Raw genomic sequence first — 25,575 nt, forward strand, 5'->3', positions numbered from 1 at the left:
TTAAGCTGCCCCAATGAGCACTCCGGCCAGGCACCGCGGCGCACTTGCCGCAGTGCGCGGCGGGCTGCTCGCGCTGAGTTCGGCCTCACTCGCGGTGACCGCGCACGCGGCCGCCGACGGCGGACTGCCGGATCCGGCGCTCACCCTCCTGCTCACCGGCCTGCTCGGCTGGACGGCCACCGCGCTCGCCGGCCGGGCCCGTGGCCGGCTCGGCACCGTCGCCGTCCTCGGCGCCGGACAGCTGGTGATGCACCTGGTGCTGACCACTCTCGCCGGCCACCACCCGTCCGGCGCGGCCACCGCGCCGAACGGCTGGGCGATGACCGCGGCGCACGCTGTCGCGACCGTGCTCACCGCGCTCGTGCTGGCCCGCGCGGACGCGATGCTGCTCGCGGTGCTGCGCGTGCTCCGGATGATCCTCCCGCTGCTGGTCCCGGCGGTGCCGGTGCCGGTCGGCGCGCCGCTCGTCGCGCGCCGTCGACCGGACAGCGCGGTGCCGCTGACCCAGCTCGAGCTTCGCCGGGTACGCGGACGCCGCGGCCCGCCTGCCTGTTCCTGAACCCTCTGCACCCCTTTTCCTCTTTTCCGGCGGTCGATGTCTTCCGCCGGCTCACCCCTGTTCAGGAGCAGTTGTGTCCCACCATGTCTTCCGGCGCGCCGGAGTCCTCGCCGCCACCGCCGCCGCCACCGGCCTGCTCGGCGCCGGCATCGCGTCCGCGCACGTCTCCGCCAACGTCTACGGCGACCAGCCGGCCAAGGGCGGTTACGGCACGATCTTCTTCCGCGTCCCCAACGAGGACCCGAAGCTCGGCACCGTCAAGGTCGAGATCGACGTGAACCCGGAGTACGGCATCGGCAGCCTCCGCACCAAGCCGATCCCCGGCTGGACCGCCGAGGTCAGCAAGTCGAAGCTCGCGCAGCCGCTGACCACCTCGTCCGGCACGAAGATCACCGAAGCGGTCTCGAAGGTCGTCTGGACCGCGCAGCCGGGCACCAAGATCGGCACCAACGAGTTCCAGGAGTTCGAGATCAGCGGCGGCGCGCTGCCGTCGAACGTCGACCAGCTGCAGTTCCCGGCCGTCCAGACGTACGAGGGTGGCAAAGTGGTGAACTGGAACCAGCCCACTCCGCCCAGCGGCGAGGAGCCGGAGCACCCGGCCCCGACCGTGAAGCTGGCCGCCGCCGAGTCGTCCGAGCACGGCGGGCACGCGCAGACCACATCGGCGGAGCAAAGCACCGAAGCGGCCGCCGGGCAGGACGACACCGCCCGGTGGCTCGGCGGGGCCGGCCTCGTGGTCGGCGCGCTCGGACTCGGCATCGGCGCGGGCGCGGTGCTGCGTTCCCGCCGCCCGGCAGGCAAAACCGAAGGAAGCAAGTAAATGCGTAAAGCGCTCTTCGCGCTGGCGATCACCGGGGTGGCCCTGCTCGGCACGGCCACCCCGGCGCTGGCGCACAACGTGCTGATCAGCTCCGACCCGGGCAACGGCGCGTCCGTCGCGAAAGGCCCGGAGAAGGTCACCCTGACGTTCGACCAGTACGTGCAGAACGCCGACGTCAACCAGATCGCGGTGACCGGCCCGGACGGCAGCCAGTGGGCGGAAGGCCCGGTGACCGTCGAGAACAACGTGCTCAGCGCGCCGCTGCGGCCGCTCGGCCCGGCGGGCAAGTACACGATCGGCTACCGCGTCCTGTCCGCGGACGGGCACCCGGTGTCCGGCGAGATCCCGTTCACCCTGACGACCGCGGGCACCGGCACCCCGGCGAAGGGCGACGCGGCCAAGGCAGCCGGGGCACCGGCTTCCGCGCCCGCCGCGTCGGCTTCGTCGTCGACCGGCGTGCCGATCTGGGTGTGGATCGCCGGTGCGGTCGTGCTGCTGGCGATCGGCCTGACCGTCGCGTTGCGCACCGGTCGCGAACCCGGATCGGAGAAGTCGGACCAGTGACCAGAGCCGAGACCACCTCGTCGGTCCGCTGGGCCACGCTCGCCTGCGTGGTCGTCGCGGGATTGCTGGGCGCGCTGATCGGCATCGCGCTCACCGCGTCCTCGCCCATCCCGGGCGTGGTGGAACCCAGCGAGGTGGTCTCGGCGGCCATCCCGATCGTGCGCGTGCTGCTGGATCTGGCGGCGGTCGCGACGATCGGCTTGGCGCTGCTCTCCGTGCTGGTCGGCTATGACCGGCCGAAACTCACCGAACCGGTGCTGCGCCGGGCCCGCCCCGCCGCGGTCGCCGCCGCGCTGATCTGGGCCACCACCGCGGTGGTCGCGCTGATCCTGCAGACCGCCGAATACAAGCCGGGCAAGCCGATGCTGACCGCCGGCGACATCGGCTCGTACATCGCGAACGTCGGCGCGGGCAAGGCGCTGGTGATCGTCGCGGTGCTGGCACTGCTGCACGCCGCGCTCGGCTTCGCGGCGCTGCGCAAGGGCGAGAAGGTGCCCGCCGAAGTGCGGGTGGGCCTGGGACTGTTCGCGCTGCTGCCGCTGCCGGTCACCGGCCACGCCTCGAACTGGGCGTATCACGACTACACGATGATCTCGATGGAACTGCACGTGATGAGCGCGGTCGCCTGGTGCGGCGGCCTGGGCGCGATGATCGTGCTGCTCGCCGCGAACCGGACGCTGCTGGCGCACGCGCTGCCGCGGTTTTCGAAATTGGCGACGCTGTGCTTGGTGCTGTCCGCGGTGACCGGCCTGTTCAACGGCGTGGTGGAGATCTGGGCCAACCCGACGATCGGCTTCTGGGCCGGAGTGTTCACGACGCCGTACGGCCAACTGATGGTGCTGAAGGTGCTGTGCACCGGCACGATCGCCCTGCTGGCCGCCAACCTCCGCTGGCGGCTCATGCCGCGGATCGTGCGCCATCAGCGAACCGCGCTCGCTTCGTGGGCGACGCTGGAATTGACCGTTATGGGACTGGCTTTCGGATTCGCCGTAGTGCTCACTCGTGCGCCGGTTGCGGTGTCCTGACCAGGCAAGTGACGGCGGGTAGCTGCAAATTGCACAATGGGACTAGCATTGCGCCGATCGGGGCGACCTGCCCAGCCGAATTCGTGTCGCGTTTCGATACCTGGTGAGCCATCGGCGGGGAAGCGGCGAACGGTCGTCTGCAGTCTGCGAATGCACGTGCAGAACCGCGCTCCGCGGAGGGCGGTGAAGGGAACCTTGAGGGACTCAGAGTCAGTGAATGTTCCCTTCCCGGACTCGCAGCGCACCGCCTGCACCGGTTAGCAGGGGCTCAGCGGTAGCGGGTCCACGCCGTCCCGGTCCGGCCCGCCCGCAGGTCCGCCAGCCGACGGCGCAGCTCCGCCCGCACCGGCGGGTGACTGCGCAAAATCGGCAGCACGCTGGTCGTCAGCTTCAACTCCCGCACCGCTCTGAGCACCGCGAACCCCGGCCACCGGGTCACGTCGAACCCGTACGCGGCGGCGAATTCCGTATAGCGCGAGGGCGGGTCGCCGAATCGTTCGCGGCCGACGGCGAGTGGCGTCAGGTCCCACTCCGGCGGGCCGACGCACGACGAGTCGAAATCGCACAGCACTGGCCCGTCCGGGCCGGGCAGGACGTTGCCCGGGTGCGCGTCACCGTGCACGAAACCCCTGGCCAGCGGGAACTCCAAGGTGTCCAGCCGGTCCTGGATCTCGGCACAGCGGTCGATCAGGAACCGCTGGTCGTCCGAGGACAGATCCTCCGCGTCGGCCACCCGCGCCCGTACCGTGACGAGCGGCTCCCACTCCGCCAAACCGTCCGGCGGCGGCAGCTCGTGCACCCGGCGCAGCAGGCCGGCGAGATCAGCGGGCGTCGGCGGCGGGCCGGTCAGCGGCACCCGGTCCCACACCGTCACCAGGTATCCCTGCACTTCAAGCGGCTGGTCAAGGCCAGCCAGCAGACGAACGGCGGGTACCTCATTGCGGGCGAAATGCTCGGCGACCCGCACCACGGTGCCAACGCGATGGCGCAGCTTCGTCGATCCGACGATCCGCACGACGACGGGAGCGCTGCCCAGCGTGAAGACCGCGTTGTTCGTGAACCGCAGCAGCCGGGCACCGGCCGGGTCCAGGCCCAGCCGCGCGCAGGTGCCAGCCAGCACCCGGCGCAGCTTTGCCGGGGTGAACCGGCCCTCGGGCACCAGCAGGTCAGGCCGCGTAGAAGCTCTTGAGCCGGTCGGCGAGGTCGCGGGCGTCGGCGTTGTTGCGTCGCCGTTCCGCCTCCGCCAGCAGCGGCCGCATCCGGTCCTTGACCCGCGCGGACTTGATGCTCTCCGCGCAGTCGATAGCCTTGCCGCCGACCTTCACGCCGTGGTCGATATCGCCCTCGAGCAGGTGATTCGTGGCGAGCGCGCTCAGCATGAACGCCTTGCTGCGCGCCATGTCGTCGGTATACGTCTCGACCGCCCGGGTCAACGCCGGGATCGCGTACTTCGTGTGCTCGGCGTTCTTCATCGCCAGCACGGTGTGCACGGTGCCGGTCATCGCGTACACATCGGTCTCGTTGAAGAACTTGACCCACGATTCCGCCTGGGTCAGGTCAGCCCGGGCGAATTCGTCCTTGCACCGGCCGAGCAGCTTCACCGACTGCTCCTCGTTGCCCATCATCGCGTAGGCCCACGCCTCGTTGGCGCACAACACCGCCACCGCCAGCTCGGAGCCCGATTCCTGGGCGGCGATCTGCCCGAGCTGGAACAGCTTCAGCGCGTCGTTCGCGGCGTCCTGGTGCAGGTAGACGCGCCCCATCCGGTACAGCACGTTGGCCACCAAGTGATGGTCGTTGCCCTGTTTGGCCAGGTCCAGCGCCTGCGCGAAGTGGCCGCGGGCGGAGTCCATCAACCCGGTGTCGAACGAGGTCCAGCCGGCCAGGCTGTGCAGGTCGGCGATCGCGACGAACAGCCGCTGCTTCACCTGCTCGGCCGCGCTCGACTCGAGCATCTGCTGTCCCCAGGACAGCTGCGCGACCACCGCGTCGCGGCAGAAACCGCCGCCGTACTGGTAGTCCAGCGCGCGCAACGCTCTGGTCGCCGCCTCGACCTGCCGCACGTCAGTAGTCCCGATGCGCCCGGGGGCCGGGGTGCGCGCGGGCGCCTCCGACCACGTGCCGGATTCCGGCCCGAACACCGCCGCACCCATGGTGACCTGGGCGGCGTGCGCGAGGAACCTCCGTCGCTTCACGGACTCGTCCTCCTCAGCCTGCCGGCCGTCGGACGCGCCGACGACCCGTATCGCCGTGGTCTCGTCATAGGCGAGACCCATGTATCCCCGTGGGACACCCAGGCCGTCGGCGATTCTCGTGAGCACGTCGTAGGCCATGACCTGGCGACCCTTGAGGATCTCCGACACCTCGGACTGCGACTGGCCGGTCATCGCGGCGATCTGGCGCTGCGATACCCCGTGTTTGCGCAACAGCCGGTACACGGCGCTGACCTCGCGGGCGGCGAGCGCCTCCCGCATGTCGGGCTGTTCCCAGGCATCGGCCGGAACCGGACTGCCTGACCGGGAATCCGCGTTAGCGGCCCCGGAACCACTGCCAGCACTGGCGTCCATTGCGCCCCCTCACCGTCTCCTGGGCGTCTGATCAGCACCCTAAGCACACGCGAGAACCTTGTGAAACGTGCGAACGGCGGGGTTGATCGGCTGGGCCGAACTCCGCTGACCGCTTACCGTGGAACGCTGCCCGGTCACCGCTATGACGCGGTTTCGACCTTCTCTCGCACCCGGTTTCACTTCACTGTAGTTGTCAGATCTCCGTCACCGCCCGCACACCCGCAGCGATCACGGAGAGCGATGAACCCGACAACACAGATCTGCCGGTGAACGTGCAACCCGCAAGGTGCACCCGCCCGGGACGAGAAAGCGTGGAGGGCCAGTGGAGTTCGTGGAATCGCTCGGTGGAGGACAAGCCGGGACCGCGGTGCGGTCCGCCCGGCCGGCCGCACCAGGGCTCGCCACGGCGCGCCCGATGCCGTCCGTCGCTTCCGCCGTCGCCGCTTCGGCCGCCGCCGACCCGCGCACCGCGGGCGTACGGCACTACGAAGGCGGCCAGGTCGTGTGGCGAGTGCAGTGCGGCGACCTCATCAGCCGCGAACGCGCCGTGACCGTGTTCGTCGAGGACAACGAGGTCGTAGTGGTCTCCCCGCCCGGGGAAACCGCCCGTCTCACGTCCGGCCAGCTCGGCCAGCTCCGGGCCGCGCTCAACGAAGCCGCCACGATGGCGGAAAGGTGACGGTGAGTTTCTCCATGGATCAGGTACTCGGACAGGTACTCCGCAACGCCGTATGGGAGCGCCTCGACATGCTGTCCGACCTGGCGGAACGAGCCGACGCCCAGTCGCTGGTCTCGGTCGCCCGCTCCGAACTTCCCCGCCTCGCCGAGGGCTGGCGCGCGATGCTGCAGGCGCACGAGCCCGACGAACGCGGCGACTGCCCCACCTGCTCGACCCGCTGGCACCGGTGCAAGGCCCCGTGCTCGGTGTGGCAGGTCGCGCACGAACACCTGGTCGCCGGCGGGCTCGCCCCGCAGGCTCTTTCCGCGGCCGGCCATCGGCCGGCCCGGCGACGCGCCGCGGTGCCCGGCCAGAACCGGCGACCCGCGGCGGAAACGCCCGCCGAGTCCACCGGCCGGCACGCACTGGTGAAGGCGCGTCCGGTCAGCGCCTGATCCACCCCGGGACGCCCCGGCGTCCCCCGACTGGCGAGCGAGCGACCGCCCGGAGACCCCACCGGGCCCGGTCGCCGGCACCCTCGCCCGGCCGAGGGCTGACCCGTCCGTACCCCCGAGCGCGACGGCTCAGCCCTCGGCCACCCCTCGACGTAAACGCGATTAATCGAAAAATGTCCGGCAGAACACCTAGCGGACGCGGTAATCGGACGCTAGGTTGAAGATCACTCGGATCGGCTGTTGCGGCCGATCACGACCTCGAACTCCGCGGGCCGGTGCCGTTGCACTCCCCTCCCCCGACCGGCACCGGCCCGCGGTTCCACTTCCCAGACCCGCCGCCGACTCCGAGTTCCGGAGTTCCGCGGCGGGTTCTGCGCGCTTACCGCTGACCCGTGCTCGGCGCGGCCGCACGCGCGGGCATCGCCACGGTAATTCCGCGCAACACCACGGCGAACGCGAGGGAACTGTCGGTAGCCTGCTGCGGGGGTCTGTGCGTTCGATTTCGGCTGCGCGCCCAAGTGATGTGTGGTGAGCGTCGAGAAGGGCCGGTATGTCGAATCCATTGATCGCCGAAAAGCAGGACTCGACCTCCGCGATCTCCGGCATCTCGATCCTCGAGGCCGGAAAGGGCCTGAAGGACGGCATCGAGTCCGGCGACTGGGCGGCGACCGTGATGGGCGCGGTCGGGGTCGGCATGGAGGCGCTCGCCGCGGTGATGGACCCGTTCGGCGCGATCCTCGCCGCCGGTGTCGGCTGGCTGATCGAACACGTCGGCCCGCTCAAGGAAGCGCTGGACAAACTGGCCGGCGACCCGGACCAGGTGCACGCGTACTCCGAGACCTGGAAGAACGTTGCCAAAGAGGTCTCTTCCGTCTCCCAGGACCTGGCCGCACAGGTCAAAAAGGACATCGAGTCCTGGGAGGGCGGCAGCGCTGACGCTTACCGCAAGCAGGCCGAGGAAGTCGCGAAGACTCTCGACGGCGCCGCTCAGGCCTGCGAGGGCGCGGGCAGCGGGGTGAAGACCGCGGGCGAGGTCGTCGGCGCGGTGCGGATGCTCGTGCGCGACATCATCTCCCAGGTCGTGGCGCACCTGATCTCGTGGGCGCTGCAGGTGCTGTTCACCCTCGGCATCGGGATGGCCTGGGTGGTGCCGCAGGTGGTCAACCTGGTGGCCAAAACCGCCAAGCAGATCGCCGAACTGGTCAAGAACCTCACCAAGGCGCTCAAGGAACTCGGCAAGCTCCTCACCAAGACGAAGGGCCTGTTCGAGAACGTCGCCAAGTCGATGAAGAGCATCAAGGGCGGCGGCAAGGAGGCCACGCACCCGCCGAAGGAGATCAAGTCTCCCGGCGGCGACTCCACCAAGCCTTCCGGAGCGAAGGACACCCCGAACGAAAAAGGCGGTGGCAGCGGCGAGAAACCGCCGCCCGTCAAGGACGAGTCCACCAATACCTCTGGTGCGCACGACGGACCGCCGCCGGAAAACAAAGGCGGCGGGAACCACGAGCCGCCTCCGCGCGAACCCGCCAAGGACGAGGCGCAGGGCGACGGGGGCGGCGCGAACAAGAACGAACGCGGCGGTAACGAGCGGAGCGACCCGGCGAAGGACAAGACCGAGGCGTCCAACGCGAAGCAGGAGGGGGACGCCGATCCGCCCTGCCTGACCGACCCGGTCGTCATTTCCACCGGCGAGGTGCTCGTCGAGGACTACGACCTCGAACTGCCGGAGCTGCTGATGCGCCGGACGCATCGGTCGTCGTATCGCTCCGGGCGCTGGTTCGGCTCGAACTGGGCGTCCACGGTGGACCAACGGCTGGAGTTCGGCGAGGAGTACGTCCGGTACTACGGTCCGGAAGGCATCATCCTCTACTACCCGATGCCCGCCGGGGACGATCCGGTCCTGCCGACCGAAGGCGCGCGCTGGCCGCTGACCAGGCACGCCGACGGCAGCTGCACGATCGACCAGGTGCGCCCGGATCGGACGATGCGGTTTTCCGGCGAGGGCAAGGCTTTGCCGCTGCGCTCGATCGAGGACGCCGACGGCGCGCGGACCGAACTGTCCTACGACGATTCCGGCGCGCCCGCGCTGCTCACGCATTCCAGCGGGATCCAGGTCGGCTTCCGCACCGACGGGCACCGCGTCACCGAGCTGCGGATGATCGGCGACGGGCCGGCTCCGGACGTCGTCGTGCGCAACTACCGCTACGACTACCGCGGTCACCTCTCCGAGGTCATCAACTCCTCGGGCACGGCGATGCGCTACACCTACGACCCCGGCGGCAGGGTCACGAGCTGGGAAGACCGCAACGGGGTCGCCTACCGCTACCTCTACGACGCCGAAGGCCGCTGCGTGCGCACCGAGGGCGATCAGGGCTTCTACAGCGGCGCGTTCGAATTCCTCCCCGAGGCCCGCATCACCCGGTTCACCGATTCCCTCGGCCACGTCTCGGAATACGAGTACAACGCGGAGGGACGCCCGGTCCGGGAGACCGATCCGCTGGGCAACGTGACGCGCTCCGATTGGGACCGCTACGGCAATCTGCTCCGCCGGGTCGACCCGCTCGGCCGGGTCACCGAATACACCTACGACGAGGACGGCACGCCGCTCACCATCGCCCGTCCCGACGGCAGTCTCGCCGAACTTGAGCACGATGGCGTCGAACTGGCGTCGATCACGGTGCACGGCAACGGACGGACCTGGCAGCGCCGGTACGACCGGCCCGCCGTGCCTGAGCTGCCGGGCTTCCTGGGCGAAGCCGAGATCTCCGACGAGGAGCTGGACCAGTTCGGCCGTCCGCGCACCGCGCCCGAGGTCGGCGGCGGGCGCGTGCAGCTGGGCTGGACGGTCGACGGCAAACCCGCCTCGCGCGTCGGGGTGCACCGCGAGCGCGCGATGTGGCGGTACGACCGCGAGGGCAACGAGATCGAGCACGTCGACGAACTCGGCCGGGCGACCAAGCGCGAGTACGGGCCGTTCGACGTGGTCACCGCGGTCGTGGACCCCTCCGGCGCGCGCACCAGCTACACCTACGACACCGAGCTCCGGCTGACGTCGGTGACCGATCCGCTGAACCGCACCTGGACCTACACCTACGACCCGCTCGGCAGGCTGGCCGCGCAGACCGATTTCGACGGCCGGACCCGGACCTACGCCTACGACGCGGCCGGGCAGACCGTCGCCGTGACCGAGCCGGACGGTTCAGTCACCGAGAACGAGTACGACCTGCTGGGCAACCGGGTCGAGATCCGCAGCCCGCACCGGACCGTGCGCTACGCCTACGACCCGGTCGGCAATGTCGTGCGAGCGGAGTCCGCGGACTCGGTGGCGGAATTCGACCGCGACCTGTACGGCCGGGTCGTCCGCGAGGCGATCGACGGCGTCGAGGTGCACTTCGCCTACGACGAGGAGAGTCAGACCATCCGCCGCCGCACGCCGTCCGGCGCGGAGAGCGTGTGGACGTTCGACGAGGAAGACCGGCCGGTTTCGCTGGCCACCGCGGGACACACCGTGCGCTACCGGCTGGACGACGAGGGCCGCGTGCTCGCCCGCGACACCGACGGGATCAGCACCCTGCAGCAGGCGTTCGGCCCGCGCGGGCTGGTCACCGCGCAGCAGGTTTCCCGTGGAACATCCCCGGTGCAGCGGCGCGGTCTCGAGTACTACGCGGACGGCAGCCTCGCCGCGGTGCAGGACAGCCTTGCCGGGAACACCGTCTACACGCGGGACCCGGCCGGGCGCGTGGTCACGGTGTCCTCCGCGGCGGGCACGGAAGAGCTGCGCTACAACGCGGCCGGCGAACTGACCGCCTGGTCGGGCAGCACCGGTCTGTCCGCCGACTACGACGCCCTCGGCCGCCGGATCCGGCACCGCGAGGTGCATCCGGGCGGCGTGCGGGTGTGGGAGTACTCGTGGACCGGCGAACTGCTCACCGGCCTGCGCACGCCGGACGGCGCGCAGTGGCGCTACCGGTACGACCCGCTCGGCCGCCGGATCGCCAAGGAGCGGCTCCTGGCCGACGGTTCCGTCGCGGAATCGACCCGGTTCGGGTGGGACGGCTTCGTGCTCATCGAACAGGAGCACACCGATCCGTCGGGAGTGCGCCGGACGACCACCTGGGAACGCAGGCCGGGCAGCGACGAACCGGTCACCCAGTTCGAACGCGGCCCCGGCGGCGACCGGTTCGCGTCAGTGGTCACCGACGCCATCGGGACGCCGACCGAACTGATCGACGAGGACGGCGGACTCGCCTGGAGCGCCCGCCGTTCGCTGTGGGGCCGGGTCCAGCCCGGCGGGATCCCGCTGCAGTTCCCCGGTCAGTACGCGGACGCCGAATCCGGCCTGCACTACAACGTGTTCCGCTACTACGACCCGGCCGCCGCGCGCTACCTCAGCCAGGACCCGCTGGGACTGGAGGGCGGGCCGAACCCGAGCAACTACGTTCCCGACCCGTTCGCCGCCACCGACGTGCTCGGCCTCAAATGCGGCGGCAAGGGCAAGGACCCGGACAAGCCGGACGCGGACTCCACGGCCAAGCACAACTCCGACAACGGCGGCGGGAGCAGCAGTTCCCCCGCAGCCGACAAGGGCAAGGGCAAGGCCGGCAACAAGCGCAAGCGCGACGACAAAGACGACGGCGCCAGCGGCTCCGACGGCAAGTCGAACGCGAAGAAAAAGAAGGACGACGTCTGGGACCGGATGGCGTGGAACTCAGACGCCAAGAACGCGCGCAAGAACCAGACCGGCGACAAAAACGATCCGTTCTACAAGGCCGGAAGCGACGTCGCCCAGCGGCACATCATCTCGTTCCAGAAAATGCGGGACGGCCTGAAGAACTGGGTGCACGAACAGCCGGTCGAGAAGCAAAGCGCGCTGACCAAGAAATACGGCGAGGAAGAGCTGCCGAAGCTGCACAACCAGCCCAAGAACCTGCCGCTCGGCCCGCAGCACACCAACGCCGGGATCGGCGGCGTCTCGACCCGGATCGGCAACATCGAGGACGGGATCGCGGGCAAGCTCAAGGTCGGCAAGAACGACCAGATCACGTCCGAGCAACCGAAGTGGCCGAGCGACTCGCTGGACAAGAGCGGCGGTTACAAGCACAAGGACCACCCGGACCTCGACAAGAACTGGCGCCCGGTCGGCCAGCAGGCGGACCGCATCACCGATCCCAAGGAGATGAACCGGGCCACCCGCGACATCGGCGACAGCTCGGACTTCGACTGGCCCGGCGGCGACAAAGAAGGAATAGAATTCAAGGAGTGGCACAAGTCCTTCAACGAATTCACTGACCTCAAGGAAAACCCGAAGAACTACACGCAGGAAGACGTGGACGGCATCATCGACCGTTTCCACAATCTGCCCGCGCCGTCCGGGCGGCATCCCACGATCGACGAGTACAACAAGGCCCCGGACGGCAACCCCTATCGGTTCGACGACCAGGGCAACCCGGTCGACATCAACAAGGACTCGCACCCGGACTGGAAGCGTCCGGACAAGCCGCTCGACGGCAACGACATGCGCACCGAGTGGGGCAACCGGAACGCGCAGGACAAGGGGCCGACCCAGAAGGACTGGGACGACCTCGAAAACGGCAAGTACGACCCGAAGGAATGGAAAGACCCCGACCGGAAGAAGGAGCTGGACGAGGTCGGCGATCCCAGCAAACAGGACGTCGAGGACGCCGCCGCGGAGGCGAAAGCCAAGTCCGCAAAGATGGCGGAGGACGCGCGGAAGAACCGCGGCTGGTGACCTCGGGAAGCGGACGTCAGACGGTTTCCTCCGCGTCCCGGTCGGCGAACACCTCGCGCGCGGCGAAGGTGGCGTTCAGCGCTCGCGGGAATCCCGCGTAGACCGCCGAGTGCATGAGCGCTTCGGTGATTTCCTCGCGGCTGAGCCCGACGTTCAGCGCCGCGCCGATGTGCACCTTCAGCTGCGGTTCGCAGCCGCCGAGCGCGGTCAGCACGCCGAGGGTGACCAGCTGGCGGCTGCGCGAGTCGAGGCCGGGCCGGTCGTACATGTCGCCGAAGGCGAACGCGGCCACGTGGTGTCCGAGGGCGGGGTTGATGTCGGCGAGGGAATCGATGACGGCTTCGCCCTGGTGACTGTCGATGCGGGACAGCACCTCGAGCCCGTGCTCGCGGCGGGCGAGGTTTTCCGGGCTGTCGATGTCGTACTGGATCACGGGAGAGGGCCTTCCTGGTAAGTGGCGATCTTGTACTCGGTGGCGGCGAGGGAAAGCTGCAGCTGGGCGATCTGCGCACGCAAGGTGTCGCGGTGCTCCAGGAGCATTTCGCGCCGTTCGGGCACGGTGTCCGCGCCGGACTCGATCAGCTCGACGTAGCGGCGCAGGTCGCTGATCGGCATGCCCGAGACGCGCATCCGCGTCAGGAACACGAGACGGCGCACTGACGCCGCGTCGTAAACCCGGTGCCCGGCGCTGTCGCGGGCGACCTCGACCAGCCCGATCCGCTCGTAGTACCGCAGCGTGTGCGGGTTCAGCCCGAGATGTTCCGAGGTGGTGGCGATGTCCCACTCGTTCGCGTCGTCGTCCCGGGCCAGTTCCCGCAGTGCCTCGACCGACACCGTGCCCGGCGGGTCGACCGCCAGGCGCAGCGCCTCGGTCAGCGCGTCTTCCTTCTCCATGCCGAAGACGCTAAGCCTGTGAGCGCGCTCAAACGCAAGCGCTAACCCACCGACCGGATCCGCGTCACCAAAACCCCGGCCAGCAACGTCGCCACCGCCGACGCCGCGAACAGCCCCGGATATCCGCCGAGCACGTGCAAGATCAGCGTCGCCAGCAGCGGCGTGATGACCTGCGGCAGCGAGTTCGCGATGTTGACCACGCCGAGGTCCTTCGCCCGGTTCTGGGCGGCCGGCAGAACCTGGGTCAGCATCGCCAGCGCGACCGCCATGTAGGTGCCGAACCCGACGCCCAGCAGCGGCGACGCCACCAGCGCGACCGGCCAGGTCTGCCAGGCCACCAGCAGCAGCGCGGCCACCGCCATCACCGCCGACGAGGCGAGAATGTAGGGCTTGCGGTTGCCGGACTTGTCGGAGAAATGCCCGGCCAGCACCGCGCCCACCACCAGCGCCGCGCTGTAGAGGCCCATCATGATCAGCAGACCGGTGTCCGGATCGGCGTAGTGCACCGAATCCTTGAGGAAGAACAGCAGGTAGAGGGTGCCGAGCGCGTTGCCGAGGTTGATCATGAAGTGGCAGGCCCAGGCCCACCCGAAGTCCGGGTGCCGGCGCGGCGAAACCCACAGGTCGGCCAGCACCTCGCGGATCCGGCTGCTCGGCCGCAGCTCGACCGGCAGCCGGGCGTCCGGCGTGCGCAGCACGAACGCCGCCGCGCCGGCGAGCACGATCACCGCGCACGCCGCGTAGCCGAGCGGCAGGCCGGCCAGGCCGAGCAGCACCACGACCACGACCGCGCCGAGCACGGTGCCGAGCATCTGCGCGATGCCGATCAGGCCGCCGACCTGGGCCCGCTGGACAACCGGGACCCGGTCGGCCATCCCGGACATCAGCGTCGCGAGCATTCCGTTGAGCCCGGCCTGCACCAGGCACCAGCCGATCGTCATCACGACCGCGTTCGGGGCCTCGGCCAGCACCAGCAGCCCGGCCGCGGCCACCACGGCACCGGCGACCGTCCACGGATGGCGACGGCCGAATCGCGACGTCGTGCGGTCCGACAGCAAGCCGACCACCGGGTTCACCACCAGCGCGACGAACGCGCCGATCCCGGTCACGACGCCGAACACCGTCTCCTTGTTCGCCGCGTCGAGCAGCTCCGCCTGCTGCGGCAGCAAAACCTGCAGCGGCGCGTAGATCCCCAGCCACAGCGCGACGTTGGCGAGGAACAGCAGCGTCATCCAGCCGGCGCGCACGCGCAGCACCGGCTCGGCGAAGATCTCCGGAACCGCGGCGGTCTTATCCCTCATGGCGGGTCAGCTTCTGGTACCAGGCAAAGGAATCCTTCGGGGTGCGGAGCTGGGTTTCGTAGTCCACGTGCACGAGCCCGAACCGCGGCGCGTACCCCTTGGACCATTCGAAGTTGTCCAGCAGCGACCAGACGAAGTATCCGCGCACGTCGACGCCGGCGTCCATCGCTTCCCGCAGCGCGCCCAGGTGACTGGCCAGGAAATCGATCCGCTCGGTGTCGTGCACCTGCTTGTCCGGACCGACCTCGTCGGCGAAGCTGCAGCCGTTCTCGGTGATCTGGATCGGCGGCAGGTGCTCGCGGTAGCGCTCGTGGAAGGACACCAGCAGCTCGCGCAGCGCCTGCGGGACGATCGGCGAATCGTTGGTGGTCATCGGATAGCCCTCGATCGGGCGGAGTTCGAACGGCAGCGGGTTGCCCTCTCCGGGCGCGGTGACGCCCTGCGGTTCGTAGTAGTTGACGCCGTAGAAGTCGAGCGGCTGGGCGATGGTGCCCAGGTCGTCGGCGAAATTCTCCGGCAGGTGCGGGTGTACCTGCTCGGGATAGCTGCCGAGCAGCATCGGGTCGGCGAAAGTGCGGTTGAGCAGCGCGTCGAGCCAGTCCGCGGCCTCGCGATCGGCCGGCGTGTCGTGGTCCGGCCAGATCGGCGAGTGGTTGTTCGCGGTGCCGATGCCGGTGGCGCCGGCCGCGCGCAGCGCCTGGACGGCGAGACCGTGCGCGAGGTTCTGGTGGTGTGCCGTCGGGAGCGCGTCGAGCAGGAGGAACTGGCCGGGCGCGTACTCGCCGATGCCGTAGCCGTAGATCGACATGACCATCGGCTCGTTGAGCGGAATCCACAGTTTCGCCCGATCGGCGAAGTGTTCCCCCACGATCGTGGCGTAGTCGGCGAAACGCTGCGCGGTGTCGCGCGACAGCCAGCCGCCGGCGTCCTCGATCGCCTGTGGCGTGTCCCAGTGGTACAGCGTGATGGCTGGCGCGATGCCCGCCGCGCAGACCTCGTCGATCAGCCGGTCGTAGAAGGCGAGACCGGCCGCGTTGGGTTTGCCGGTGCCGTCCGGCTGGATCCGCGGCCAGGCGATCGACATCCGGTAGGCGCCGACGCCGAGTTCCGCCATCAGTGCGATGTCCTCGGAGTAGCGGTGGTAGTGGTCGGCCGCTACCTTGGCGTCCTCGCCCCGCGCGATCTTGCCCTCGGTCGCGGTGAACGTGTCCCAAATGGACGGTCCGCGGCCGCCTTCGGCCGCGGCGCCCTCGATCTGGAACGCCGAGGTCGAGACACCCCAGAGGAAGCCGGGCGGGAAGGTCGGATGATCCACGCTGAACACCCCAAACGGTCCGGCCACCCGTGCGGGTGAACGTGAAAAGTTCTCATATGTTAGGTCGTCGCTCGTCTCAAGGGAAGCCCTCCGGGGCGCTAAAGTCCCAGATCAGATGAGCGATTCACGAGAGAGTCCGAGGAACGACGTGGCCGAGACCCAGGCTGAACCCACCCCGCTGCGGCGAAAGCCGGTGCAGCAGCGCAGCGCCCGGCGCGTGGAGCAGATGCTGGACGCGAGCGCCGTGCTCATCGACGAGCTCGGCTACGACGCGGTCACCACCACGCTGATCGCCAAGCGGGCCGGCGTCGCGGTGGGGTCGCTGTATCAGTTCTTCCCGGACAAACGCGCGGTCGTGCAGGCGCTGACCCAGCGGAACTTGGAACGCTTCGTCGCCGCGGTGAACGAGCGGCTCACCGAACTGAGCCCGGAACACTGGTGGAACATCGTCGACTCGGTGCTGGACATCTACCTGCAGATGCACCGCGAGGTGCCGGGCTTTTCGAAGGTCCACTTCGGCGACGTCATCGACGTCCGCCTGCTCGCCGACGACCGCGACAACAACTCGGTCATCGCGGATTCCCTGGTCGAGATCCTGCGCGGGCACGTCGACCGCCCGGCCGAGGAACTGCGGTTCGCCATCGCGATCGCCAACGAGGCCGCGGACGCCCTGCTGAAGCTCGCCTTCCGCCGCGACCCGAACGGCGACGAGCGCATCGTGGCGGAGGCGAAGAACGTGGTGAAGGGGTACCTGGCCAGCAAGTTCGGCGACTGAGCAGTCGCCCTCGCGCACTCGCCCACGCCAAGTCCGTGAAGGGCCTGTTGAGGCAAGCGGATTCCCTCAACGGGACCTTCACGGATCACCCAAAGACCGCTCAGCCGAAGTTCTGCCCCTCGCCGCGGTAGGTCGGGACCGTCCGTTCCACCTCGCTGCCGCGGACGAGGTGGTAGGCCAGGAACCGTTCCGCCAGTTCGCCCGCCTTCGCGTGCCGCAGCCACACCCGGTCGCCCAGTCGCAGCGTCCGGGCCGCCGCGCCGGTCACCGGCGTCTGCACCTCACCGGCCCCTTCGAAACCCAGCAGCTGCAAGCCCTCCGGCAGGTACGGCGACGGTTCGCGGGAGCGGCCGGTGGGGCCGGACGCGACGTAGCCCCCGGAGAACAGCGTCGCGACATTCTTCGCCGGGCGGCGGACCACCGGCAACGCGAACAACGCCGCCGGACGGGGATGAAAGCGCGAATACCCGTCGAACAACGTCGGGGCGAGCAGGCCCGAGCCCGCGGCGATTTCGGTGACGACGTCTTCCGCCCTGGTCGTTTCGATGCTCCCGGTGCCGCCGCCGTTGACGAACTCCAGGTCCGCCACTTCCCGCACGGCGCGCACCGCCGCCCCGCGGCGGCGGGTCAGCTCCGCCGCGGATCGCCGCTGCATCCACCGGATCATCCGGTTCTGCAGGCCTTTCCCGGCCGCGTCGCCGAGACCTGCGATCTGCCCCTCGTACGCCATCATCCCGACCAGCGCGAAGCCCGGCCGGGCGACGATCTTGCGTGCCGTCTCGGCGGCTTGTCCCGGCTTGAACACCGGCGACCGCCTTGTCCCGACATGCACGCCCGGCAGCGGCCGCCACGACGCGTCCAGCTCCAGGCACACCCGGATCTCCGGATGCCCGTAGCCCAGCGCGGCGTCGACCAGGTCCAGGTGTTCAGCCGAATCGACCATGATGGTCACCGCCGCGCGTGCGCGATCGCTCGAAGCCAGCCGGCGCAGCGCCTGGTGGTCCGCGGTCGGGTACGCGACCACGATGTCGTCGGTGGTGCCCAGCTCGGCGTGCCAGACGGCCTCCGCGAGCGAGTAGCACATCAAGCCTTCGAAGCCGTCGCGTGCGAGCGCTCGCTCCAGCAGCGCGCGGCAGCGCACGGACTTGCTGACCACCCGGATCGGCTTGCCGGCCGCCCGGCGGAGCAGATCGCCGGCGTTGGCGTCGAAGGCGTCCAGGTCGACGATCGCGAGCGGCGGATCCAGGTCCTTCGTCGCGAGGTCGTACCCGTGCGCAGTGGTGGTCACCCACTTACGGTACGACAACAACGCTTGAAACGCGAATACTATTCACTTACGGTTCCGGCATCTATCGTGGGAATCTTCCAGCGACGAACAGGTGCCGCAATGACGTGGAGCAACTGGGCCGGAACGGCCAAGGTCACCCCGCAACGGGTGCACCGGCCGCGCAGTGCGGCCGAGATAGCCGAGGTCGTGCACGGGGTCAGCAAGGCGGACAACCGGGTCCGGGCCTGGGGCAGCGGACACTCGTTCACCGCGATCGCCGCCGCCGAATGCGACGCGCTCGACCTGACCGGATGGACCGGCATCGAGCGCGCCGATCTCGCAACCCGCCAGGTCACCGTCCGGTCCGGCACCACGCTGCACACCCTCAACGCCGCGCTCGACGCGCTCGGGCTGGCGATGACCAACCTCGGCGACATCGACGCACAGACCATCGCCGGGGCGATTTCCACCGGCACGCACGGAACCGGCGCGCGGTTCGGCGGGATCTCGACGCAGATCGTCGCGTTGGAACTGGTGCTGGCGGACGGGTCCATGGTCCGCTGCGCCGCCGACGAGCGGCCGGAGCTGTTCCACGCGGCCCGGGTCGGACTGGGCGCGCTGGGCGTCATCAGCACCGTCACCCTCCAATGTGAACCGTCCTATGTGCTCTCCGCGCAGGAGCGACCGGAGCCGCTGGAACAGGTACTGGAGGGCTTCGACGACAACGCGGCGAACAACGACCACTTCGAGTTCTACTGGTTCCCCTACGGCAGCAAGGCGTTGGTGAAGCGCAACAACCGGCTGCCGCTGGACGCCGAGCGGAAACCGTTGTCCCGGCTGCGCCAGTTCGTGGACTACGAGCTCACCGAGAACGTCGCGTTCGGCGGACTCTGCCGGCTCGGCCGCGCGGTGCCGAAACTGGTGCGGCCGCTGGGTTCGTTCGCGTCGCAGGTGTCCTCGCCGCGCGAGTACAGCGACCTTTCGCACCGGGTTTTCGTGACTCACCGCGGCGTGCGGTTCGTCGAGTCGGAGTACGCGGTGCCGCGCGAATCGGTGCTCGACGTGCTGGCCGAGCTGCGCGCGCTGGTGCCGACACTGCGGGATCCGGTGGCCTTCCCGGTCGAGGTGCGGGTCGCCGCGGCCGACGACATCTGGCTGTCCACCGCGAACGGCCGCGACTGCGCCTACATCGCGATCCACCAGTTCCTCGGCATGCCCTACCGCGAGTACTTCGCCGGATTCGAGGCGATCGCCGGCCAGGTCGGCGGGCGGCCGCACTGGGGCAAGATGCACGACCTGGACGCGTCCGTGCTGCGCACCCGGTACCCGCACTTCGACGATTTCCTGCGAGTGCGCAAGGAGTGCGACCCGGCCGGGACGTTCGCGAACACCTACCTCGACCGGGTACTGGGACCGGCCTAGCCGCTCACACGGGTTCGAACAGCGAGCTGACCGACTCCCCGTTGTGGATCCGCCGCACAGTCTCGGCCAGCGCCGGGGCGATGGACAGGACCCGCAGCTTCTCCGTGCGCTCCGCCAGCGGGATCGGCACCGTGTTCGTGCAGACGATCTCCAGCACGTCGTCCTGGCTGCCGATCCGGCTCAGCGCGCCGTCGGCGAACAGCCCGTGCGTGCAGGCCACCCGGATCGACCGCGGCCCGATCTCCCGCAGCCGGTCCAGCAGCTCCAGCACGGTGCTGCCGCGGGCGATCTCGTCGTCGAGCACGATCACGTCGCGACCGGCGATGTCGCCGATGATCGAGGTGATCTCCACCCGGTCGTCGGCGTAGCGCTGTTTGGCGCCGGCCGCGACCCGCGTGCCGAGCAGCCGGGCGAAGTGCGCCGCCTCCTTGGCGTTGCCGAGGTCCGGCGAGACGACGGTGGTCTGCGACAGGTCGTACTGCCGGAAGTGCCGGGCCAGCTCGTGCAGCGCGTGCAGGTGGTCGACCGGGATGCTGAAGAACCCGTGCACCTGCGGCGAGTGCAGGGTCATCGCGAGCACCCGGCTCGCTCCCGCGGTGACCATCAGATCGGCGACCAGCCGCGCGCCGATGGAGATCCGCGGCGCGTCCTTCTTGTCCGAACGCGCGTACGAGTAGTGCGGCATCACCACGGTCGTGCGCGCGGCGGAGGCGCCCCGGGCGGCGTCGAGCATCAACAGCAGCTCGACCAGGTTTTCCTGCACTGGCTTGACCAGCGGCTGGATCAGGAAGACGTCGCGTTCCCGGCAGTTGGCCTGCAGCTGCACCTGGAGACAGTCGTTGGCGAACCGGTCGACCTCGACCGGCAGCAGCGGGACGCCCAGGTTGGCGCAGATCTCCGCGGCCAGCTCCGGGTGCGCGCTGCCGCTGAAGACGGCGATATCGCGCATCAGAGGTTGGCCACGGCGTCGGCGACGGTGTCCTCGCCGGAGATCAGCTCGAACGTGCGCCGATGCGTCGCCGGAGCGTCGAGCAGCGCCAGCAGCACCGCGGCGACGTCCTCGCGCGGGATCTCGGCCCGGCCGGTCTTCTCGGCGAGCTTCACCCGTCCGGTGCCGGAATCGTTGGTGAGGCGGCCGGGACGCAGGATCGTCCAGTCCAGGTCGCGGGCCTTGAGGTCGTCTTCGGCGGCGCGCTTGGCCCGCAGGTAAGCGGAGAACACCGGGTCCAGACCAGGCGCGTCCGGGTTGTCCGCGTTCATCGAACCGACCTGAATGAACCGGCGTACGCCCGCCTGTTGCGCGGCCTCCGCGAACAACGCGGCCGCACCGCGGTCGACTGTGTCCTTGCGCTCGGCACCGCTGCCCGGCCCGGCGCCGGCGGCGAACACCGCGGCGTCCGCGCCTTCGAGCGCGGCAGCCACCGCGGATACTTCGGACTTCTCGAGGTCGAGGACGACCGTTTCGGCACCGGCCGCGAGGAGATCCGGCTCGTGCTCGGGGTTGCGCACGATGCCGACTGGGGCGTCGTGCCGCTGCGCGAGCAGCTTTTCCAGGTGCAGGGCGATCTGGCCGTGTCCGCCGGCGATGACGACTCGCATGTGCCCGACCCTAGCGGCTGGCCCGCGCGACCGCCGGGAGGTTCAGTCCGCCTCGGCCGGGACGACGTCCGAGCGCAGCAGCAGGTCGTAGGCCATCTCGTTGACCCAGCGCGAAACCGGGTCTTCCTGCGTCAGCACCCGGTCCTGGTGGGTGTCCAGGTCGAGGTCCGCGGTGGCGTACGGGTCGGCGGTGACCACCGCGAGACCGTAGGCGCGAGCCCGCGGCAGGCAGTTCGTCACGTAGTCGTCGGTCAGTACGGCGGGCGATGGGAGCACCATCGCGGCCTCGCCGTAGCGCGAAAACGGAACCGCGGAGGCCATCGCGGTCCGCCAGTGCCGGGCGACCGCGAGGACGCCGATGATCTCGGCGGCCGACGCGGGTGCGGTCGCGGCCAGCTCTGGCCAGGTCCAGGTGTCGACGAGGGCGCGATCGGCGACGGGACCGACGCCCATCGCGATGCGCTCCGCGTGCACGTCGGTCTTGAGCCGCGCGACGATGCTGACCTTTCGGCCGAGCAGAGTCGTCGCGGGCAGCACAACGCCGTTCCAGCCCAGCAGGGCGGCGGCCTTGCGCGCCAGCTCGTCGACGCTCGCGGGGAGCTCGATCGGCGGCAGCACCCGGCTCGCCGTCGTCCGGCTGCGCTTCGCACCGCCGGCGATCGTCGAGCGCTCAGTGTTCTGTGGGGTAGCCGCCACGAGTTCCGCCTCCTTCAAGCACCTGTTCCCGTGTGCCGAGGTGAAAACCGGCACATGAACTGAGTACCAGGGCAAAGGCGCGGGGTCGCCGGGTTGCCGGGGCGCGTGCGATCGGCGGCGCTCAGCGGTCGGTGACCGGTCGGTAGGCGGTCGTTCGACTTCAGCCCGACCGTGCCGCCAACCGAGTGAGCGGGGGGTGAGTGGCGCATACCGAGCGCGTCGGCAGGGTGTCGGCCGTCCCGGTCCAGGGCGAGGCAGCCGGCTCAGCCTCTTACTCCGATCGGCCTAATCCCGCCGGTTCCACAATGGACTTCCGCAGGTAGCGGCCCTCACCCGGATGGCGGGTGAGCTTCGCCGCAGCGAGCGGGCGGGCCGCCGGTTTAGGGTTGCCCATCGGTCAAGCACCCGCCCGGAGGACCACGATGCGCTCGCCGAAGGACTTCTTCGCCCCGCTCGCCGTCGGAGCGCCGCAGCCGCCGCGGCAGATTCCGGTGCGGCCGTCCCGCATGATCCACTTCTTCGATCCCGGCAACGAGAAGATGGCCGCGAAAGTGCCGGCCATCGCGAAGAAGACCGACGTGCTGCTCGGCAACCTGGAAGACGCGGTCCGCGCGGACCGCAAGGAGGCCGCGCGGGCCGGGCTGGTGTCGATCGCGAAGGCGACCGACTTCGGCCGTACCCAGCTGTGGACGCGGGTGAACAGCCTCGACTCGCCGTGGGTGCTGGACGACCTGATCACCCTGGTCACCGAGATCGGCGACAAGCTCGACGTGATCATGATCCCGAAGGTCGAGGGCGCGCAGGACATCCACTACGTCGACCGGTTGCTGGCGCAGCTGGAGGCGCGGGCCGGGCTGACGAAGCCGTTGCTGGTGCACGCCATCCTGGAAACCGCGAGCGGGGTGGCGAACGTCGAGGAGATCGCCGGCGCTTCGCCGCGCATGCAGGGCATTTCCCTCGGCCCGGCCGACCTGGCCGCGAGCCGCCGGATGAAGACGACGCGCGTCGGCGGCGGCCACCCGGGCTACCTGGTGCGCACCGACCCGGTCGGCGAAGACCTCAACGAGGGCCGCACGACGTATCAGCAGGACCTGTGGCACTACACGGTCGCGCGGATGGTCGACGCGTGCGCGATGAACGGGATCCTGCCGTACTACGGACCGTTCGGGGACATCCGCGACGTGGTGGCGTGCGAGGACCAGTTCCGCAACGCGTTCCTGCTCGGCTGTGTCGGCGCGTGGAGCCTGCACCCGGTCCAGATCGACATCGCGAAGAAGGTCTTCTCGCCCGCGCCGGAGGACGTCGCGTGGGCGCGGAAGGTGATCGCCGAGATGGGCGACGGCACCGGCGCGGTGATGATCGACGGGAAGATGCAGGACGACGCCTCGGTCAAGCAGTGCCGGGTGGTCGTGGAGCTGGCCGAGGAACTGGCCGCGACCGACCCCGAACTGGCTGCCGCCTACGACGCCGCGACTAAGGAGATCCAGTCATGACCGAGCTGCGGCCGCGGCGGTCGGTGCTGTACATGCCCGGCGCGAACGAACGCGCTTTGGAGAAGGCGAAGACTCTCCCCGCGGACGCGTTGATCCTGGACTTGGAAGACGCCGTCGCTCCGGACGCGAAGGAAGCCGCGCGGGAGCGGGTCTGCGCCGCCGTCGGCACTTATGGCGCGCGGGAAGTGACCATTCGAGTCAACGGCCTGGACACCGAATGGCACGACGCCGACCTGCGCGCGGCGGCTGCCGCCGGCCCGGCCGCGGTGGTGGTGCCGAAGGTGAACTCGGCGGCCGAGGTGCACAACATCGAGCGGGCACTGGAGCTCGGCGGAGCGCCGGACCACACGAAGATCTGGGCGATGGTGGAAACGCCGGTCGCGATGCTGCACGCGGAGGAGATCGCGGGAGCCTCGGATCGGTTGACCGTGCTCGTGATGGGCACGAACGACCTGGCGAAGGAACTGCACGCGGAATTCGTCCCCGGCCGCGGGCCGTTGCTGGGCGGGCTTTCGCTGTGCCTGCTCGCCGCCCGCGCGACCGGGAAGGTGATCCTGGACGGGGTCTACAACGATGTCAAGGACGCGGCCGGCTTCGAGGCGGAATGCTCGCAGGGGCGGCAGTACGGGTTTGACGGGAAGACGTTGATCCACCCTTCGCAGGTGGAGCCGTGCAACCGGATCTTCGCGCCGTCGGAGGAGGAGATCGACCGGTCCAAGCGGATCATCGCGGCGTTCGAGGAGGCTTCGGCCGCCGGACGCGGCGTGGTGACGGTGGATGGGCGGATGATCGAGAACCTGCATGTGGAGAACGCCCAGCGAGTGCTGGCGCTGGCGGCGGCGATCGGCGCGGAGTAACGCGGCTCATCGAGGTTCTCAGTAGCGGCTGCGGTGTCGACCCCGATCGACCGGGTACGTCCGGGAAGGGCTCGTTGAGGGAATCTGGGTCCTTCAAGGAGCCCTTCCCGGCTTTTTCGGGGAGTGGGGCCACGACGTGGAGTTCGTTCCGAGGCGACCCGCTCAGCCGACCGGCCAAGGACGCTGCTCCCCGCGCAGCTTCTCGAACGCCGCCGCCACCCGCAGCACCTCCAGGTCGGCGAATCGCCGCCCGGCGATCTGCAGGCCGATCGGCAAGCCCTCCGGGGTGTAGCCGCAGTTCAGGGACACCGCGGGCTGACCGGACATGTTGTACGGCACGGTGAAAGCGATGTGCTCGAACGGCCGCGCCGGGTCGTTCGTGGGAGACGGCCAGTCCGCTGGGGGCGGCAGGACAGGGCAGGTCGGCGACAGGACCACGTCGTAGGCTTCCGTCGCGCGCAGAGCTGCCACGCTGATCGCGTCGATGGCGGCGAAACCGCGGTAAGTGTCCACACCGGACACCTCGGCGCCGCCGGCGGCCCACTCCGCGATGTATGGCAGCACCTGCGCGCGCTGGTCCTCCGACAACGCGGCGAGGTCCGACCAGGCACGGACTCGCCAGAAGGTGTCCAGGCCGTCCAGGTGTTCGCGGGTCAGGAACGGGGCGACGGGTTCCACGGTCGCGCCAGCGCTGGAGAACAGCGCCGCGGCTGCGGTGACCGCGTCGGCGACGGCGGCGGTGACCGGGAGACCGACGCCGGGGTCCAGGTGCAGGCCGACGCGCAGACCGGCGACGGCACCGGTCAGGGAAGACCAGTCGATCGACGCGGGCGGCAGGCTCAGGTGGTCGCGCGCGTCGGGCTGGGCCAGGACGCTCATCAGCAGCGCGGTGTCGGCGACGGTCCTGGTCAGCGGCCCGGCGACCCGGCCGAGGAAGGGCGGGTCCACTGGCACGCGGCCGAAGCTGGGCTTCAGGCCGACCAGGCCGCACCAGCCGGCGGGCAGGCGGATCGAGCCGCCGATGTCGGTGCCTACGTGGAGAGGTCCGTACCCGGCGGCAGCCGCGGAGGCGGCACCAGCGCTCGAACCGCCGGGGGTGCGAGTGGGATCCCAGGGGTTGCGGGCGGCCGGGTGGAAGCTGGAGAGGCCGGAGGTGAGCATGCCGTAGTCGGGCATGGTCGTCTTCGCCAGCAGTACGGCACCGGACTCGCGTACGCGGGCTGCGGCGGGGGCGTCCGCTGTTGCGGGGGTAAGGGTGGTGGCGGCGGTGCCCAGTGGCGTAGGGACGCCTACCGAAGCGATGTTCTCCTTGAGCGTCAGGGGGACCCCGTCGATCGGTCCCGCTGGAGAAGCCGCGTGCCAGCGGGCTTCAGACTCCTTCGCGGCTTCGCGCGCTGAAGCAGCGTCGTACGCGTACAGAGCACGCAGTTCCGGCTCGCGGGCATCGATCCGTGCGAGGATCGCTTCGGTGACTTCGACCGGCGAGAACGTCTGCGAGCGGTATCCAGCCACCAGTTCGTTGGCGGTCAGGTCAGCGAGTTCGGTCATCGAGCAAGCCT

Annotated in this window: 22 protein-coding genes; 11 read left to right on the forward strand and 11 right to left on the reverse strand. The window is 69.7% G+C overall.

Annotated elements, in window-relative coordinates; genetic code table 11:
- The first annotated feature begins 13 nt into the window (after positions 1–13).
- From AMYBE_RS0132090 to AMYBE_RS0132105, 4 genes are all read left to right on the forward strand, one after another.
- The gene (locus AMYBE_RS0132090; protein ID WP_154676365.1) at positions 14–559 is read left to right on the forward strand and encodes a hypothetical protein; all 546 of its coding nucleotides are present in this window, start codon (positions 14–16) and stop codon (positions 557–559) included.
- Between the two features lie 73 nt (positions 560–632).
- Entirely contained in the window at positions 633–1,379 is a 747-nt protein-coding gene (locus tag AMYBE_RS0132095; protein ID WP_020663494.1) for a YcnI family copper-binding membrane protein, read from the forward strand.
- Positions 1,380–1,943 carry a copper resistance CopC family protein gene (locus tag AMYBE_RS0132100; RefSeq protein WP_020663495.1) on the forward strand — a complete coding sequence of 188 codons (564 nt, stop codon included), beginning with the start codon at positions 1,380–1,382 and terminating at the stop codon, positions 1,941–1,943.
- The gene (locus tag AMYBE_RS0132105) at positions 1,940–2,968 is read left to right on the forward strand and encodes a copper resistance D family protein (RefSeq protein WP_020663496.1); all 1,029 of its coding nucleotides are present in this window, start codon (positions 1,940–1,942) and stop codon (positions 2,966–2,968) included. The genes AMYBE_RS0132100 and AMYBE_RS0132105 overlap by 4 nt, the downstream gene beginning before the upstream one ends.
- Positions 2,969–3,236: 268 nt before the next feature.
- Here the strand turns inward: AMYBE_RS0132105 and AMYBE_RS0132110 are convergent, their stop codons facing one another.
- Complete coding sequence (locus tag AMYBE_RS0132110) at positions 3,237–4,127, reverse strand: phosphotransferase enzyme family protein (protein WP_020663497.1); 891 nt, start codon at positions 4,125–4,127, stop codon at positions 3,237–3,239.
- A 7-nt stretch (positions 4,128–4,134) separates the two neighbouring features.
- Positions 4,135–5,535 (reverse strand): helix-turn-helix transcriptional regulator, encoded by a 1,401-nt coding sequence (locus tag AMYBE_RS0132115; protein ID WP_027928224.1) that lies wholly within the window; start codon positions 5,533–5,535, stop codon positions 4,135–4,137.
- Between the two features lie 322 nt (positions 5,536–5,857).
- On the opposite strand from AMYBE_RS0132115, the gene AMYBE_RS0132120 reads away from it, so the two are divergent.
- The 3 genes from AMYBE_RS0132120 (at position 5,858) to AMYBE_RS0132130 (ending at position 12,397) form a co-directional block, all read left to right on the forward strand.
- Positions 5,858–6,214 (forward strand): hypothetical protein, encoded by a 357-nt coding sequence (locus AMYBE_RS0132120; RefSeq protein WP_020663499.1) that lies wholly within the window; start codon positions 5,858–5,860, stop codon positions 6,212–6,214.
- Between the two features lie 14 nt (positions 6,215–6,228).
- A complete protein-coding gene (locus AMYBE_RS0132125; RefSeq protein WP_027928225.1) occupies positions 6,229–6,648 on the forward strand; it encodes a hypothetical protein in 420 nt (139 codons plus the stop codon).
- A 550-nt stretch (positions 6,649–7,198) separates the two neighbouring features.
- On the forward strand, positions 7,199–12,397 hold the full coding sequence (locus AMYBE_RS0132130) for an RHS repeat-associated core domain-containing protein (RefSeq protein ID WP_020663501.1): 5,199 nt from the start codon (positions 7,199–7,201) through the stop codon (positions 12,395–12,397).
- Between the two features lie 16 nt (positions 12,398–12,413).
- On the opposite strand, the gene AMYBE_RS0132135 is transcribed toward AMYBE_RS0132130, so the two are convergent.
- From AMYBE_RS0132135 to AMYBE_RS0132150, 4 genes are read right to left on the reverse strand one after another with little or no spacing between them, the layout of a single operon-like run.
- Positions 12,414–12,830, reverse strand: a complete 417-nt coding sequence (locus tag AMYBE_RS0132135; protein ID WP_020663502.1) for a carboxymuconolactone decarboxylase family protein — start codon at positions 12,828–12,830, stop codon at positions 12,414–12,416.
- Entirely contained in the window at positions 12,827–13,291 is a 465-nt protein-coding gene (locus AMYBE_RS0132140) for a MerR family transcriptional regulator (protein WP_020663503.1), read from the reverse strand. Before AMYBE_RS0132140 ends, AMYBE_RS0132135 begins: the two co-directional genes overlap by 4 nt.
- Positions 13,292–13,332: 41 nt before the next feature.
- Entirely contained in the window at positions 13,333–14,592 is a 1,260-nt protein-coding gene (locus AMYBE_RS0132145; protein WP_020663504.1) for an MFS transporter, read from the reverse strand.
- The gene (locus AMYBE_RS0132150; RefSeq protein ID WP_027928226.1) at positions 14,582–15,907 is read right to left on the reverse strand and encodes a GH1 family beta-glucosidase; all 1,326 of its coding nucleotides are present in this window, start codon (positions 15,905–15,907) and stop codon (positions 14,582–14,584) included. The genes AMYBE_RS0132145 and AMYBE_RS0132150 overlap by 11 nt, the downstream gene beginning before the upstream one ends.
- Positions 15,908–16,022: 115 nt before the next feature.
- Between AMYBE_RS0132150 and AMYBE_RS0132155 the strand changes: the two genes are divergently transcribed.
- Positions 16,023–16,682 carry a TetR family transcriptional regulator gene (locus AMYBE_RS0132155; protein WP_027928227.1) on the forward strand — a complete coding sequence of 220 codons (660 nt, stop codon included), beginning with the start codon at positions 16,023–16,025 and terminating at the stop codon, positions 16,680–16,682.
- 100 nt (positions 16,683–16,782) lie between these two features.
- On the opposite strand, the gene AMYBE_RS0132160 is transcribed toward AMYBE_RS0132155, so the two are convergent.
- A complete protein-coding gene (locus AMYBE_RS0132160; RefSeq protein WP_020663507.1) occupies positions 16,783–17,970 on the reverse strand; it encodes an amino acid deaminase/aldolase in 1,188 nt (395 codons plus the stop codon).
- A gap of 99 nt (positions 17,971–18,069) precedes the next feature.
- Here AMYBE_RS0132160 and AMYBE_RS0132165 point away from each other — a divergent pair, with 99 nt between their 5' ends.
- Complete coding sequence (locus AMYBE_RS0132165; RefSeq protein WP_020663508.1) at positions 18,070–19,371, forward strand: D-arabinono-1,4-lactone oxidase; 1,302 nt, start codon at positions 18,070–18,072, stop codon at positions 19,369–19,371.
- Between the two features lie 4 nt (positions 19,372–19,375).
- On the opposite strand, the gene AMYBE_RS0132170 is transcribed toward AMYBE_RS0132165, so the two are convergent.
- From AMYBE_RS0132170 to AMYBE_RS0132180, 3 genes are read right to left on the reverse strand one after another with little or no spacing between them, the layout of a single operon-like run.
- Entirely contained in the window at positions 19,376–20,320 is a 945-nt protein-coding gene (locus AMYBE_RS0132170; protein ID WP_020663509.1) for a ribose-phosphate diphosphokinase, read from the reverse strand.
- On the reverse strand, positions 20,320–20,970 hold the full coding sequence (locus tag AMYBE_RS0132175) for an NAD(P)H-binding protein (RefSeq protein ID WP_020663510.1): 651 nt from the start codon (positions 20,968–20,970) through the stop codon (positions 20,320–20,322). The genes AMYBE_RS0132170 and AMYBE_RS0132175 overlap by 1 nt, the downstream gene beginning before the upstream one ends.
- A 42-nt stretch (positions 20,971–21,012) precedes the next feature.
- Positions 21,013–21,666, reverse strand: coding sequence for a hypothetical protein (locus tag AMYBE_RS0132180; protein WP_027928228.1), 654 nt, complete (start codon positions 21,664–21,666; stop codon positions 21,013–21,015).
- A 422-nt stretch (positions 21,667–22,088) separates the two neighbouring features.
- Between AMYBE_RS0132180 and AMYBE_RS0132185 the strand changes: the two genes are divergently transcribed.
- Both AMYBE_RS0132185 and AMYBE_RS0132190 read left to right on the forward strand, forming a co-directional pair.
- Complete coding sequence (locus AMYBE_RS0132185) at positions 22,089–23,159, forward strand: HpcH/HpaI aldolase/citrate lyase family protein (protein WP_020663512.1); 1,071 nt, start codon at positions 22,089–22,091, stop codon at positions 23,157–23,159.
- Positions 23,156–24,016: an HpcH/HpaI aldolase/citrate lyase family protein gene (locus AMYBE_RS0132190; RefSeq protein WP_020663513.1), complete on the forward strand. Its 861-nt coding sequence runs from the start codon at positions 23,156–23,158 to the stop codon at positions 24,014–24,016. The genes AMYBE_RS0132185 and AMYBE_RS0132190 overlap by 4 nt, the downstream gene beginning before the upstream one ends.
- Positions 24,017–24,178: 162 nt before the next feature.
- Here the strand turns inward: AMYBE_RS0132190 and AMYBE_RS0132195 are convergent, their stop codons facing one another.
- A complete protein-coding gene (locus AMYBE_RS0132195; RefSeq protein WP_020663514.1) occupies positions 24,179–25,564 on the reverse strand; it encodes an amidase in 1,386 nt (461 codons plus the stop codon).
- Positions 25,565–25,575 lie beyond the last annotated feature (11 nt).

It is taken from the genome of Amycolatopsis benzoatilytica AK 16/65, assembly GCF_000383915.1.
Taxonomy (GTDB): Bacteria; Actinomycetota; Actinomycetes; order Mycobacteriales; family Pseudonocardiaceae; genus Amycolatopsis; species Amycolatopsis benzoatilytica.